15 protein-coding genes are annotated in these 13,476 nt (G+C 45.7%); 10 read left to right on the top strand and 5 right to left on the bottom strand.

Annotated features, from left to right (window positions below):
* Positions 1-6 precede the first annotated feature (6 nt).
* Genes A9236_RS04320 through mnmH form a run of 5 tightly spaced genes read left to right on the top strand, consistent with a single transcriptional unit; the run spans position 7 to position 2,808 of the window.
* A complete protein-coding gene (locus A9236_RS04320) occupies positions 7-444 on the top strand; it encodes a YeeE/YedE family protein (RefSeq protein WP_071465605.1) in 438 nt (145 codons plus the stop codon).
* A gap of 1 nt (position 445) precedes the next feature.
* Positions 446-892, top strand: coding sequence for a YeeE/YedE family protein (locus tag A9236_RS04325; RefSeq protein ID WP_071465606.1), 447 nt, complete (start codon positions 446-448; stop codon positions 890-892).
* A 48-nt stretch (positions 893-940) separates the two neighbouring features.
* The gene (locus tag A9236_RS04330; protein ID WP_071465607.1) at positions 941-1,285 is read left to right on the top strand and encodes a TIGR01244 family sulfur transferase; all 345 of its coding nucleotides are present in this window, start codon (positions 941-943) and stop codon (positions 1,283-1,285) included.
* A 20-nt stretch (positions 1,286-1,305) separates the two neighbouring features.
* Positions 1,306-1,725: a thioesterase family protein gene (locus A9236_RS04335; RefSeq protein WP_071465608.1), complete on the top strand. Its 420-nt coding sequence runs from the start codon at positions 1,306-1,308 to the stop codon at positions 1,723-1,725.
* A 9-nt stretch (positions 1,726-1,734) separates the two neighbouring features.
* The gene (gene mnmH / locus A9236_RS04340; protein WP_071465609.1) at positions 1,735-2,808 is read left to right on the top strand and encodes a tRNA 2-selenouridine(34) synthase MnmH; all 1,074 of its coding nucleotides are present in this window, start codon (positions 1,735-1,737) and stop codon (positions 2,806-2,808) included.
* Here mnmH and A9236_RS04345 read toward each other — a convergent pair whose 3' ends face one another.
* Positions 2,809-3,987, bottom strand: a complete 1,179-nt coding sequence (locus tag A9236_RS04345) for an acyl-CoA dehydrogenase (RefSeq protein ID WP_071465610.1) — start codon at positions 3,985-3,987, stop codon at positions 2,809-2,811.
* Positions 3,988-4,081: 94 nt separating this feature from the next.
* Between A9236_RS04345 and A9236_RS04350 the strand changes: the two genes are divergently transcribed.
* Together A9236_RS04350 and A9236_RS04355 are read left to right on the top strand one after the other, a co-directional pair.
* The gene (locus tag A9236_RS04350; protein ID WP_071465940.1) at positions 4,082-4,792 is read left to right on the top strand and encodes a queuosine precursor transporter; all 711 of its coding nucleotides are present in this window, start codon (positions 4,082-4,084) and stop codon (positions 4,790-4,792) included.
* A 110-nt stretch (positions 4,793-4,902) separates the two neighbouring features.
* On the top strand, positions 4,903-6,510 hold the full coding sequence (locus A9236_RS04355) for an ABC-F family ATPase (protein ID WP_072582273.1): 1,608 nt from the start codon (positions 4,903-4,905) through the stop codon (positions 6,508-6,510).
* Between the two features lie 39 nt (positions 6,511-6,549).
* On the opposite strand, the gene A9236_RS04360 is transcribed toward A9236_RS04355, so the two are convergent.
* From A9236_RS04360 to A9236_RS04375, 4 genes are read right to left on the bottom strand one after another with little or no spacing between them, the layout of a single operon-like run.
* Entirely contained in the window at positions 6,550-6,816 is a 267-nt protein-coding gene (locus A9236_RS04360; protein ID WP_192846840.1) for a DUF1289 domain-containing protein, read from the bottom strand.
* Positions 6,813-7,985 (bottom strand): GNAT family N-acetyltransferase, encoded by a 1,173-nt coding sequence (locus A9236_RS04365; protein ID WP_071465612.1) that lies wholly within the window; start codon positions 7,983-7,985, stop codon positions 6,813-6,815. Before A9236_RS04365 ends, A9236_RS04360 begins: the two co-directional genes overlap by 4 nt.
* Position 7,986: 1 nt before the next feature.
* Positions 7,987-8,373, bottom strand: coding sequence for a lactoylglutathione lyase (gene gloA / locus A9236_RS04370; protein WP_083393494.1), 387 nt, complete (start codon positions 8,371-8,373; stop codon positions 7,987-7,989).
* A 3-nt stretch (positions 8,374-8,376) separates the two neighbouring features.
* Positions 8,377-10,047 (bottom strand): electron transfer flavoprotein-ubiquinone oxidoreductase, encoded by a 1,671-nt coding sequence (locus A9236_RS04375; protein WP_071465614.1) that lies wholly within the window; start codon positions 10,045-10,047, stop codon positions 8,377-8,379.
* Positions 10,048-10,206: 159 nt separating this feature from the next.
* On the opposite strand from A9236_RS04375, the gene A9236_RS04380 reads away from it, so the two are divergent.
* Genes A9236_RS04380 through A9236_RS11530 form a run of 3 tightly spaced genes read left to right on the top strand, consistent with a single transcriptional unit; the run spans position 10,207 to position 13,475 of the window.
* A complete protein-coding gene (locus A9236_RS04380; protein WP_071465615.1) occupies positions 10,207-10,908 on the top strand; it encodes a CoA transferase subunit A in 702 nt (233 codons plus the stop codon).
* A 15-nt stretch (positions 10,909-10,923) separates the two neighbouring features.
* Positions 10,924-11,574, top strand: coding sequence for a CoA transferase subunit B (locus A9236_RS04385; RefSeq protein WP_071465616.1), 651 nt, complete (start codon positions 10,924-10,926; stop codon positions 11,572-11,574).
* A gap of 35 nt (positions 11,575-11,609) precedes the next feature.
* Positions 11,610-13,475, top strand: a complete 1,866-nt coding sequence (locus A9236_RS11530; protein ID WP_071465617.1) for an alpha/beta fold hydrolase — start codon at positions 11,610-11,612, stop codon at positions 13,473-13,475.
* Position 13,476: the final 1 nt, after the last annotated feature.

Below are 13,476 nucleotides of genomic sequence, written 5' to 3' on the forward strand. Positions count from 1 at the left end.
TCTTAAATGCATATTGATTGGCTTTCCTTTACACCTATTCCATCATTGCTTGGTGGAATGATTTTGGGCATCGCTGCCGCACTCTATGTATTACTTCATGGCCGAATTTTAGGAATTAGTGGCATTGTCTCAGGACTACTACATTCCAAAGCAGGGGATATCGCTTGGCGACTAAGCTTGGTTCTAGGTTTATTGTCGGCCCCAGTATTGGCTGCTCTTTTTTTTGGAATTCGTCCAATAGTAGATATTGAATCGGATTGGTACGCAATCCTATTGGCGGGTTTATTGGTTGGATTTGGGGCCCAATATGGCTCCGGCTGTACTAGTGGTCATGGTATTTGCGGTCTATCTAGACTCTCACCTAGATCATTGGTTGCTACAGCAACATTTATGAGCGCGGGCTTCTTGACTGTCTTTGCAATACGACACATCCTTGGAGCTTAATATGAGAAAACATATCGGCCTTTTAAGTCAATTTGCAATCGGGGCACTCTTTGGTTGGGGTCTCATTATTTCCGGCATGAGCAATCCCCAGAAGGTCCTGGGATTTTTAGATCTTGCTGGGCTATGGGATCCCTCGCTCATTTTTGTTATGGCTGGCGCAATTTTGGTTGGACTGGCAGGTTTTTATGTCGTCAGCAAACGAAGCGAAGCATTTTTTGGTGGTGCATTACATATTCCAACTAGAAGAGATATTTCAAAGCCTTTAATTATTGGTAGCTTTATTTTTGGTATTGGTTGGGGTATTGCAGGCATTTGCCCTGGGCCAGCCCTTGTTGCTTTAGGTGCTGGCTATTTAAAAGCCTTTGTTTTTGTTGTGGCAATGTTAGTCGGCATGAGAATTTGTGAGAAGTTCTTCACCGCCCATAAACAAAAGCCAGAACAGCCTTAATTTAAACTCTTATTAATTTTTAAAAACCTATTTAAAGAAGAGGGTGCAATGAGTCTTCCTATTACTTGTCATAACGATCAATTCGGCACTCTTGGCCAGATTGATCCCAGTCATTTAGCTGAAATTGCTCAGCAAGGCTATAAAAGCGTTATTAATAATCGTCCCGATGGTGAGGGCGGCCCTGATCAACCAAGCAGTGCCAGCATTCAAGCTGAGGCAGAGAAGTTAGGTTTGAACTATGCCTATTTACCAGTTGTGCCTAGTGCTATGACAGTTGAGCAGGTACGAGAAATGGCGCGCTTATTAAAAACGATGCCTGGTCCAGTGCTGGCATTTTGTCGCTCTGGTGCGCGCTCAAGCAATCTGTATCAACTTGCATTGCAAGTGAAATAAAGCAGCAGCACTCAATCGTAATGCGCATCACCATTCCTGAAGAACGTAAGCTAGTTCATGAAATGATCATGCCAATTCGTTGGGGTGATATGGATGCATATGGTCATGTCAATAACACCGTGTACTTTCGGTATATGGAGCAAGCGCGTGTTGAATGGATTACCTCTATGGGTTATGACGTAGCTCCAGGTCGTGAATCCATGTTGATGATGAATGGCTTCTGCAATTTCTATAAACAGCTCTCTTATCCTGGAGAGTTGATTCTGAAAACCTCGATTGGTGTTATTGGTAGGACCAGTATGGATGTCTACACCAGCATGGCTTTGGCGGCTACGCCTGATGAAGAGGTGGCAATTGGAGGTGCAACTATGGTGTGGGTAGATCTGACTACTAATAAATCCGCACCTTGGCCCGAGCATATTTTGCAGAAGATTGTCTAACGCTGCGGTATGCAACCTAGCAATCCACACATTCTTAAGCTAGATCAATTTCTGTCAGAGTTAGATCGCTTTGATCTCATTATTGATGTGAGGTCTCCTGCTGAGTTCGCTCTAGACCATATACCGGGTGCAGTGAATTTCCCCGTTCTCGATAATGAAGAGCGCGCGAAGATCGGCACACTATACAAACAAGTTTCACCATTTGCTGCAAAGAAATTAGGCGCTGCTTTGGTTTCTCGTAACATTGCGAACCATCTTGAAAATAATTTTCTCGAGCTGCCGCGTGAATGGCGACCTCTCATTTATTGCTGGCGTGGTGGCGAGCGAAGCGGGGCGTTTACACACATCCTCAACCGCATTGGCTGGAAAGCCATGCAACTAGAAGGTGGTTACCAAGGATTTAGGCGCACTGTGATTGATAGTCTTGAGGAGGCTGCTCAGCAGTTCTCCTTCCAGGTAGTTTGCGGCATGACCGGAAGTGGCAAAACCAGAATTCTTCAAGAGGCCCAAAAGCTAGGCGCCCAAGTCTTGGATTTAGAGGCTTTAGCCATTCACCGTGGTTCCGTGTTGGGTAATGAGCCTAACATCGAGCAACCCTCGCAAAAAGGATTTGAGACTGAGTTATGGAATGCCCTGCGCTCTTTGGATCCCTCGAAGCCTGTGCTGGTGGAGTCAGAAAGTAAGAAGGTAGGCGGTGTTCATATCCCCGATGCCTTGATGGAAAAGATTCGCAATGGTGCTTGTATTGAATTGAGGTCAAGCACTCAAACGCGAGTGTCATGGCTCATGCGTGAATATCATCACTTCTTGAGCGATACCGATAACTTTAAAAGCAAGCTTGCTTTGCTAACAGCGCATTATGGAAAAGTCCAAATTGCTAAATGGAATGATGACATTGATGCAGGTCGGTTTCCAGAACTGGTGGAAGAGTTATTGGTCAAGCACTATGACCCATCCTATCAGTCTTCGATTGTGCGTAATTTTCCTCAATACAAGATTGAGCACTTTGTCCTGCTTGAGGATGATAGTGACAACGCCTTCGCCGAGGCGGCAAAGGCTATCGTCGATAAGCTAAAAGCGTAATCAGCTAAAAGCCTGTATACCTGTTTGTGCACGACCCAAAATCAGGGCGTGAATATCATGAGTGCCCTCGTAGGTGTTGACAACCTCTAAGTTCATCATGTGACGAACGACACCATACTCGTCAGAGATGCCGTTGCCGCCGTGCATATCACGCGCCATACGGGCGATGTCTAAAGATTTTCCGCAAGAATTACGTTTCATGATGGAGGTAATTTCAGGAGCAGCAATGCCTTCATCTTTCATGCGACCTAAGCGCAGGCATCCTTGCAATGCCATGGTGATCTCAGTTTGCATATCAGCTAACTTCTTTTGAATGAGTTGATTGGCGGCTAATGGCTTACCAAACTGTTTGCGATCTAAGGTGTATTGACGTGCTGCATGCCAGCACCACTCAGCAGCACCTAATGTGCCCCATGAAATTCCGTAGCGAGCAGAGTTCAAACAAGTGAACGGACCCTTTAAGCCGGAAACTTCGGGGAATTCGTTTTCGGCGGGGACGAATACTTCATCCATCACGATTTCACCGGTGATGGAAGCGCGCAGACCCATCTTGCCACTGATTTTTGGGGCGCTTAGGCCTTTCATACCCTTTTCAAGGATGTAGCCACGAATAACCCCTTCATCATTTTTAGCCCACACTACAAATACGTCGGCGATTGGAGAATTTGAGATCCACATCTTTGAACCTGTCAAAGAAAAGCCGCCGGGAACTGTCTTAGCGCGACTAATCATGCCGCCAGCATCAGAGCCATAGTTTGGCTCAGTCAAGCCAAAGCATCCGATCCACTCGCCACTGGCCAATTTAGGCAGGAACTTTTGTTTTTGCGCTTCTGTACCAAATTCGTTAATTGGAACCATGACCAATGAGGATTGCACGCTCATCATGGAGCGATAACCGGAATCTACGCGCTCGATTTCACGGGCAACCAATCCATAGGAAACATAATTTAAATTTGAGCCACCATATTGCTCGGGGATGGTGATGCCTAAAAGGCCAAGCTCACCCATTTCGCGAAAGATGGCTGGGTCGGTAGTTTCATTACGATAGGCATCTTGAATACGCGGCATTAAACGGCCTTGGGCATATTCCGCAGCTGCATCACGAATCATGCGCTCGTCTTCGGTTAACTGTGTATCGAGGAGAAGTGGGTCTTCCCAATTGAAGCTGGCTTTACTCATGGTTTTTGGTCATCCTGTCATTAATTTTGCCTGCATCCTGCGTAATTTCAGGAATGCAGATATTCTTCTTTCTATTATCCATTTTTCTAGACTTATGGACTCACCAAGACGTCACCATCGCTATTACGACCTGATTCTGGCTGCCTTTGTGGTTGTTCTCCTGTGCTCGAACTTTATTGGGGCAGGGAAGGCTGCCGTAGTCGACCTGCCTTATTTTGGACAGGTGCCTTTTGGCGGCGGCATCTTGTTCTTTCCCATCTCGTATTTCTTTGGCGACATCCTAACTGAGGTCTATGGCTACGCGTATGACCGTCGAGCCGTATGGGCTGGTTTTGCAGCCTTGGCATTTGCGGCCATCATGGCACAAATTGTGATTGCCTTGCCGGTTGCGCCTGGAGCCTATATGGCGAACTATCAACAAGGCCTAGAGACTGTTTTTGGAAACTCTTGGCGTATTGCCCTGGCCTCAATGTTTTCTTTCTGGTGCGGCAGTTTTGCCAATAGCTTTGTATTGGCGAAGATGAAGATATGGACTCAAGGCCGCTTCTTATGGATGCGCACTATTGGATCAACCGCAGTAGGGGAGTTGGTGGACTCCTCATTCTTTTATATGCTCGCTTTCTACGGTCTATGGCCTACCCATGAGGTTATTCAGGTGGCTTTAGCTCAATACGCCCTGAAAACAGCATGGGAGATCCTAGCTACGCCTTTGACCTACTGGGTTGTGAATTTCCTCAAGCGTAAAGAAAATGAGGATTATTACGATATTCATACGAATTTCACGCCATTTCGGGTCAAACTCTAATCGGTTCCTAATTTCAGGCTTTCCCCGCCCTAAACCGTTAAAATAACGGTCTTTCCCCCCAGTCTAGGGGGTATTTATTGAATTGAATTTCAGAAAGCTAGAAAACATCCGTGCTGTCCGCATCTAATATCACCATGCAGTTTGGGGCAAAGCCTCTGTTTGAAAATATCTCCGTGAAGTTTGGTGGCGGTAATCGTTATGGCCTCATTGGAGCAAACGGTTGCGGTAAATCTACCTTCATGAAAATTCTGGGTGGCGAATTAGAGCCCACCAGCGGCAACATCAGTCTAGACCCAGGCGTTCGTCTAGGTAAATTGCGTCAAGATCAATTCGCATACGAAGATGTGCGTGTTCTGGATGTGGTGATGATGGGTCACGAAGAAATGTGGAAAGCTGCTGCTGAGCGCGATGCGATCTATGCAAATCCAGAAGCGACTGACGAAGACTATATGAAGGCTGCAGAGCTCGAAGGTAAGTATGCCGAGTACGGTGGCTATACCGCAGAAGCAAAAGCAGGCGAGTTGTTATTAGGAATTGGTATTCCAATCGAACAACACAATGGACTAATGAGCAATGTTGCTCCTGGTTGGAAGCTCCGTGTATTGCTTGCTCAAGCCTTATTTTCAGATCCAGATGTTTTGCTCTTAGACGAGCCAACCAATAACTTGGATATTCACTCTATCCATTGGTTAGAAGACATTCTGAATCAGATTAAAAGCACCATCATCATCATTTCCCATGATCGCCACTTCTTGAATGAAGTCTGTACGCATATGGCTGATATGGACTACGGAACACTGAAGGTCTATCCAGGCAATTACGACTCCTACATGCTTGCCTCTGTACAGGCAAGAACGCAACAACTTAGTTCTAACGTGAAGGCCAAAGAAAAAATTGCTGAATTGGCTGCTTTCGTAGCCCGCTTCTCGGCAAATGCTTCCAAGGCGCGTCAAGCAACTTCACGTCAACGTCAGTTAGAGAAGATTGAAATCGTAGAAGTAAAACCTTCATCACGTCAAAACCCATTTATTCGTTTTGATACTGAGAAAAAATTGCACAACATGGCGGTAGAGTGCAATGCGCTTACCAAAGCCTATGACCGTGTCATCTTTAAAAACTTCAAGCTCGGTGTTCGTGCGGGTGAAAAAATTGCCATCATTGGTCAGAATGGTGCTGGTAAGACAACACTTCTAAAAACCATTCTGAGTAAGCGCTTTGACGGTATCGCTGCTGATAGTGGCGATGTAAAGTGGGCTGAGAATGCTAACGTTGGTGTTATGCCACAAGACAATACTGAGATGTTCGCAAAAGACGAATTGCTCATGGATTGGATGAATAATTGGCGCAACACTGGCGATGACGATCAAGTGATCCGTGGTACCTTAGGGCGCCTTTTGTTCTCCGGTGATGACATTGGTAAGTCCGTTAAGGTTCTCTCCGGTGGTGAAAAGGGTCGCATGATTTGGGGCAAGTTAATGCTCCAGAAATATAACGTCCTAGCAATGGACGAGCCAACCAATCACATGGATATGGAGTCGATTGAGAGCTTGCAAATCGCTCTTGAAAAGTTTGACGGCACTCTCATCTTTGTTTCTCACGACCGTGAGTTTGTTTCTGCTTTGGCTAATCGCATCTTGGAAGTCAAAATGGACGGTACTATCGTTGATTATTCTGGAACTTATGAGGAATACTTAAGAAGCCAGGCTTTGGCTGGATAAATCAGTTAATGCAGTGAAGTGAGTTAAAAAATAAGCCCATCAAATGGGCTTATTTTCTTTAGCTTGTCGCTGAAAACGGGTTGCCGTTCCATCCTCGCGAATACGCTTCCAAACAGAAGCCTTTTCTTCATCCGAGAAAAAGACCCAATTACTCACCTCATTTAAAGTGCGGCCACAACCTTGGCAAATCTCATCGTATAGAGTCGTGCAGACGCCGATACAAGGAGAATCAGATTCGTCATCTCCAGTAGAGAGTGAATGTGAGCCGTCTTGTGATGCTTGATTGTTATTGCTGCCAGAATTCATGGGAGTACTTTAGTCGATTTCAGCGGACTATGCTTGGCGAGCTCATCAACATAAGCCCCAATGCCTTGGTGCTCACGTTCTAGGAAATGAGCAATCGCCTTTGAAAACCTAGGGTCTTTAATTAAATGGGCCGATCGGATTGTGGTTGGCAAGAATCCTCGCGCCATTTTGTGTTCACCTTGCGCACCGCCTTCAAAGGTTTGAATGCCTTCTTTAATGCAGTATTCAATCGCTTGGTAGTAAGCAGTTTCAAAGTGTAAACAGGGCACATGTTCAAGCGCACCCCAATATCTGCCATAAACCTTAGATGATTGTTTATCCACCAACAGTAGGGAGGCGGCAATAGATATCCCGTTACGCTCAGCAATAATGAGGTGCAAATTGTTTGGGATTCGTTTGGCCAATAGTTTGAAGAATGAGTCATTGAGATATGGACTTGATTGATGCTCTAGGTAGGTATTTTGATAGCAATCGAAAAAGAATTCCCAATCCTGATCTTTGGAGTCTTCTCCAGGAACATGCCTAAATGAAATTGCTTCCCTTGCAACCTGTTCTCGTTCACGACGAATATTCTTGCGACGCTTCATCGTTAATATTGATAGAAACTGTTCAAAGTTCTGAAAATTTTGGTTGTGCCAATGAAACTGCACAGAATCTCTTAGCAAGAGGCCTTGTTCCCTGAGAAATTCTGCTTCATCCGTTATGGGAAACAAGATATGTGCAGAAGAGAGATCGTTATCTATCATCAAGGATTTCAGTCCGCTGAGGAGTGCTTTCTGAATCTCGAGCGCATTGCATTGTGGTGCACTCAAAATACGCGAACCCTGTACAGGCGTAAACGGAATGGCGCATAGTATCTTTGGGTAATAATTCATGCCTTGCTGCTCGTAGGCTTGTGCCCAAGACCAGTCAAAGACAAACTCACCATAGGAATGTTGTTTTAAGTACAGAGGCATTGCACCTACCAACTGCTTGCCTTGCCTTAGAACGAGATGTGCCACTTGCCATCCTGTATTGCCACCAACACACCCTGTCTCCTCAAGAGAGCTTAAGAACTCATGTGTGAGAAAAGGGCCGGCGTCACAGGTGAGTAGGGTATTCCAGTCTGAAGCAGATACATCCGATAGGCTATCGAGAATTTCTAGATGGAATGTATCTGAGCTTGTCACTTTAGCGCTGAATTAATTCAATTTTGTAACCGTCTGGGTCGGTTACAAAGGCGATGATGGTGTCACCACCCGCAACCGGGCCCGCTTCACGCGTGACATTTCCGCCGGATGCTTTAATTTTGTCGCAGGCCGCATAAGCATCAGAAACGCCGATGGCGATATGACCATAGGCAGTACCTAAATCGTAAGAATGAACCCCATGGTTATAGGTCAACTCAATCTCTGCTTGCCCATCGGCATTACCTTTGCCAAAGCCAACAAAGGCTAAGGAATATTTTTGCTCTGGGCGCTCTGTAGTGCGCAAAAGATTCATACCGAGCACTTTGGTGTAGAAATCAATCGAGCGCTGGAGATCTCCAACGCGCAACATTGTGTGTAGCATCATCATGGCTTACATTGCTCCATAGTTGGGGCCACCGCCGCCTTCAGGTGTCACCCAAACAATATTCTGGCTTGGATCTTTAATGTCGCAGGTTTTGCAATGCACACAGTTTTGTGAATTGATTTGTAAACGTGGCTGACCATCTGCTTCAATGTACTCATAAACACCAGCAGGGCAGTAGCGTTGCTCAGGCCCTGCATAAGTTTTGAGATTCAAGCTAACTGGGATTGCCGCATCTTTTAAAGTGAGATGAATCGGTTGATTCTCGGCATGGTTCGTATTAGAGATAAACACGGAAGACAGGCGATCAAAGCTGATCTTGCCGTCGGGTTTGGGATAGTCAATCGGCTTATGCTGGGCTGCGGGCTCCAGGCACTCGTGATCAGCATGCTTGAGGTGTACTGTCCAAGGCATATTGCCACCCAATACCTTTTGCTCCAATCCAACCATCAGGGTGCCGATATATAAACCTTTAGACATCCACGGCTTGAAATTGCGCGCTTGATTTAGCTCGGTATGTAACCAGCTATTTTGGAAAGCAGTTGGGTAGCCGGCCAAGACATCGGCAGAGCGATTGTCATTGAGGGCCGATACTGCTGCTTCTGCAGCTAGCATGCCAGTTTTAATGGCGGCATGACTGCCTTTAATACGTGAAGCATTTAAGAAGCCAGCATCACAACCAATCAATGCACCTCCTGGAAAGACCATTTTTGGAAGACTATTTAATCCGCCCGCGGTGAGCGCACGTGCGCCATATGCAATACGTTTGCCACCTTCAAAAGTTTCACGAATTTTTGGGTGCAACTTATAGCGTTGGAATTCTTCAAAAGGAGAAAGGTAGGGATTCTTATAAGACAGTCCAACAACCAAGCCCACAGCAACCTTGTTATCGCCAAGGTGATACAAGAATGAGCCGCCATAAGTATCGCTCTCTAAGGGCCAGCCAGCGGTATGAACCACCAGGCCAGGCTTACTCTTAGAGGGCTCTACCTCCCACAACTCTTTGATCCCAATAGCGTAGCTTTGTGGATCGGCATCTTTATCTAAGCCAAACTTAGCAATGAGCTGCTTACCTAGATGTCCGCGAGAGCCTTCGGCAAAGAGGGTGTACTTACCGCGTAACTCCATACCCAATTGAAATTGATCGGTAGGATTCCCTTCCTTATCCAAGCCCATAGACCCAGTGATAACACCGCTAACTGCGCCTTGCTCGTTATACAAAATATCTGCCGCAGGGAAGCCTGGAAAAATTTCTACGCCAAGTGCTTCAGCTTGTTCGCCCAACCAACGAGTCACATTGGCCAAGCTCACAATAAAGTTGCCTTCATTCTTAAAGCAGAGTGGCAGCATCCAATTAGGAACTTGATACGAATTATCGGAAGTTAAAAACAGAAATTGATCTTGTGTCACTTCAGTATTCAGTGGTGCACCCATTTCTTGCCAGTTCGGAAAAAGCTCGGTGAGTGCCTTAGGATCCATGACAGCGCCAGACAGAATATGAGCACCGATTTCTGAACCTTTTTCTAAAACACAAACGCTGATTTCTTTGCCTGAATCATGAGCAAGTTGTTTGGCTTTGATGGCAGCAGCGAGGCCAGCAGGTCCGCCCCCAACAATGACCAGGTCGTAATCCATGGATTCCCTGGGTCCAAATTGTTCTAGTAGCTGCTCCTGATTCATGCAATTTCTCCGAGATTTCTTAAAAAAGAGGGTATTTCAGCCTTGATAGTTTAGTTCTAACTGCCAAAAAACCAATTTAGTGCCGAGACACCCTAGGCTATAGGATTTAAGGCGTTATGATTACTTTTTTACCTTTTTGGCAATCTTAGGACAAAAGTTATGAATAAAACTTACCCATCGGCAGTCGATGCCCTGAGGGACATCTTAAAAGACGGACAAAAACTGGCTGTTGGCGGTTTTGGTCTGTGTGGTATTCCTGAGGCGCTCATTCAGGCGGTGAAAGATCTCGGCGCACAGAATTTGACTGCTATTGCGAATAACGCTGGTGTAGATGGATTTGGCTTGGGGCTTTTATTGAATTCCCGTCAAGTCAAAAAGATGATTGCCTCTTATGTAGGTGAGAACAAAGAATTTGAGCGCCAGTTTTTAGCAGGTGAGTTGGAATTGGAATTCACACCACAAGGCACCTTAGCTGAAAAATTACGCGCTGGTGGCTGCGGCATTCCTGCGTTCTATACCAAGACTGGTGTTGGAACATTGGTAGCTGAAGGTAAAGAGGTAAAAGAATTTGATGGTGAAAAATACATCATGGAGCGCTCTATTGTTTCCGATATTTCTTTGGTGAAAGCGTGGAAAGCAGATAAGTCAGGAAACTTAGTCTATCGCTACACTGCACGTAACTTCAATCCTGTTGTGGCAATGGCTGGCAAGATTACAGTTGCCGAGGTGGAAGAGATTGTTGAAAACGGTCAACTCCATCCAGATGAAATTCACACTCCGGGTATTTATGTACATCGCCTGGTGCTTCACAAAACGCCAGAGAAGCGCATTGAACAGCGCACTTTGACTGCAAAAGCTTAATTTAGGAAGATCGAGATGCCTTGGACAAGAGATGAGATGGCAGCACGTGCTGCTAAAGAATTAAAAGATGGCTATTACGTCAATCTTGGTATTGGTATGCCTACTTTGGTGGCCAACCATGTACCAAAAGATATGGAAGTGTGGCTTCAGTCTGAAAATGGTTTGCTGGGCATTGGCCCATTTCCCACCGAAGAAACCATTGATGCCGACTTAATTAATGCTGGCAAACAAACCATCACAACATTGCCTGGCTCTTCCATTTTTTCATCTGCCGATTCTTTTGGAATGATTCGCGGTGGAAAAATCAACATTGCTATTTTGGGCGCAATGCAAGTGAGCGAACATGGTGACCTAGCCAACTGGATGATTCCAGGAAAAATGGTGAAGGGTATGGGCGGTGCAATGGATTTGGTTGCTGGTGTAAAACACGTCGTGGTATTGATGGAGCATGTAGCCAAGAAAAAAGATGGCACAGAAGAGCTCAAAATTTTGCCTAAGTGCACATTGCCACTCACTGGTGTAGGTGTCATTAGTCAGATCATTACTGATCTTTGCGTTCTTGACATCACTCCTAAGGGCTTGAAGGTGGTCGAATTAGCTCCTGGTGTAAGCAAAGAAGAAGTGATTGCGAAAACAGGTGCCCCTGTTGATACAACGGGTTTCTAACCAGCGTCATCAATTAATGGAATAATGGGTTCACCATGTCGGGCTCCCATCATTTCCATTCTCATTCAAAGCCATCAAAGCCCCAGAATCACTCTGGAGCAGATCATTCACTGCATGCCCACAAAAAAGGGGATGCAAAGCACTCCCATAGCAAAGAAGTCTCAAATCAGAACTTACTATTAATTGCATTAGTGCTCACCCTGGGATTTTCTGGGGTTGAAGGTGCGGCAGCCTACTTCGCTAATTCCTTAGCGCTGATCTCCGATGCTGGTCATATGGTCACTGATGCTGCAGCACTTGGATTGGCACTCTTAGCGCAAATTATTTCTCGCCGCCCACCATCACCAAAACATTCATTTGGATTCGGAAGAGCTGAAGCGTTGGCGGCATTTGTCAATAGTATTGCAATGCTTGGGCTGGTGTTGTGGATTGTGATTGAGGCTATTAGCCGCTTTGCTAATCCGCACAAAGTAGATGGCCTCACTGTCACCATCGTAGCGGCGATTGGTCTGTTAATGAACATCGTAGTTGCCTATGTGCTCTCACGTGATAAGAAGAGCGTCAATACCCGTGCAGCCTTAGTGCATGTGATGGGTGATTTATTAGGATCAGTTGCTGCTTTGATTGCGGGTGTGGTGATTCAGCTTACTGGCTGGATGCCAATCGATGCCATCCTTTCTATTTTGGTCTCTTTGCTCATCCTGAAGTCGACAATCTCGATCCTGCATGAGTCCTATCACTTTTTGATGGAAGGTGTCCCACTCCATATTGATTATTTAGAAGTGGGTAAAGATCTCAAAAGCATTCCAGGTGTTTTAGCAGTTCATGATCTGCATGTCTGGGAGATGACACCGAGTTTTCCTGCATTAATTGGTCATATTGAAATTGCGGATATTCAAGAATGGCCAGGAATCATGGCTAAGATCAATAGCATGCTGCTTGATAAGCATGGAATTGATCATGTTACTTTGCAGCCTGAAGAGGTTGGCGATGCCCATGAACATAATGAGCCTTGCGATGATGTAGAGCCTGCTGATGTGATTCATGATGGTGATACGTTTTATGTGCAATGCTCGAGTGGCAAGACTGTGCATCGGATGGCCTATCACGCTTGGGGTAATCCTAATAATTCAAAAGTATTGTTCTGTGTTCATGGTTTAACCCGTCGTGGCAGCGATTTCATGACTCTGGCAAAAGCCTTGTGTAAAGATTATTACGTTGTATGTCCAGACGTAGTGGGTCGGGGAGATTCTGATCACTTGAGCAATCCAATGCAGTATGCCGTTCCACAATACGTTGCGGATATTGCAGAGCTTGTAAAACAGTTGGGTGTGTCGCAGATTGACTGGTTTGGCACCTCGATGGGTGGATTGATTGGTATGGTCTATGCAGCTATGCCAAATTCTCCCATTCGCAGAATGCTGATTAATGATGTGGGTCCAACAATTGAGCCTGAAGCAATCAAGCGCTTAGGCTCTTATGTAGGCCAGCCCTTTACCTTTGCCAATCGAGCTGATGCACTTACTCGCCTTAATCAAATCTGCGCTACCTTTGGGGAACATACCCCCGAGGAGTGGGAAATTTATAACGGTCCCATGTTAGTTCAGCGTGATGGAGCGTGGGTCATGCATTACGACCCGAATATCTCAGTGCCATTTGCTGCTGTTAACCCTATCATGGCTAAGGCCGGTGAGATGGCGATGTGGCATGCCTTTAAACAAATTCATATTCCCATGCTGATTGTGCGCGGAGGTGATTCAGATTTATTGTCTGCAGCAACAGTAGCGGAGATGTGCAAAGTCAATCCTTATGCACGTAGTATTGAAATTCCGAACGTAGGGCATGCACCTGCATTTGTGAAACCAGAGCAAATAGCTTTAGCAAAAGAATTCTTTAGTTAAT

Origin of the sequence: Polynucleobacter sp. QLW-P1DATA-2, from assembly GCF_001870365.1 — a bacterium.
Taxonomy (GTDB): Bacteria; Pseudomonadota; Gammaproteobacteria; order Burkholderiales; family Burkholderiaceae; genus Polynucleobacter.

What these genes read in the sequence shown, in the direction of transcription:
- A9236_RS04320 (WP_071465605.1), top strand. Translation starts at nt 7, where the DNA reads ATGCATATTGATTGGCTTTCCTTTACACCTATTCCATCATTGCTTGGT.
- A9236_RS04325 (WP_071465606.1), top strand. Translation starts at nt 446, where the DNA reads ATGAGAAAACATATCGGCCTTTTAAGTCAATTTGCAATCGGGGCACTC.
- A9236_RS04330 (WP_071465607.1), top strand. Translation starts at nt 941, where the DNA reads ATGAGTCTTCCTATTACTTGTCATAACGATCAATTCGGCACTCTTGGC.
- A9236_RS04335 (WP_071465608.1), top strand. Translation starts at nt 1,306, where the DNA reads ATGCGCATCACCATTCCTGAAGAACGTAAGCTAGTTCATGAAATGATC.
- mnmH (WP_071465609.1), top strand. Translation starts at nt 1,735, where the DNA reads ATGCAACCTAGCAATCCACACATTCTTAAGCTAGATCAATTTCTGTCA.
- A9236_RS04345 (WP_071465610.1), bottom strand. Translation starts at nt 3,987, where the DNA reads ATGAGTAAAGCCAGCTTCAATTGGGAAGACCCACTTCTCCTCGATACA.
- A9236_RS04350 (WP_071465940.1), top strand. Translation starts at nt 4,082, where the DNA reads ATGGACTCACCAAGACGTCACCATCGCTATTACGACCTGATTCTGGCT.
- A9236_RS04360 (WP_192846840.1), bottom strand. Translation starts at nt 6,816, where the DNA reads ATGAATTCTGGCAGCAATAACAATCAAGCATCACAAGACGGCTCACAT.
- gloA (WP_083393494.1), bottom strand. Translation starts at nt 8,373, where the DNA reads ATGATGATGCTACACACAATGTTGCGCGTTGGAGATCTCCAGCGCTCG.
- A9236_RS04375 (WP_071465614.1), bottom strand. Translation starts at nt 10,047, where the DNA reads ATGAATCAGGAGCAGCTACTAGAACAATTTGGACCCAGGGAATCCATG.
- A9236_RS04380 (WP_071465615.1), top strand. Translation starts at nt 10,207, where the DNA reads ATGAATAAAACTTACCCATCGGCAGTCGATGCCCTGAGGGACATCTTA.
- A9236_RS04385 (WP_071465616.1), top strand. Translation starts at nt 10,924, where the DNA reads ATGCCTTGGACAAGAGATGAGATGGCAGCACGTGCTGCTAAAGAATTA.
- A9236_RS11530 (WP_071465617.1), top strand. Translation starts at nt 11,610, where the DNA reads ATGTCGGGCTCCCATCATTTCCATTCTCATTCAAAGCCATCAAAGCCC.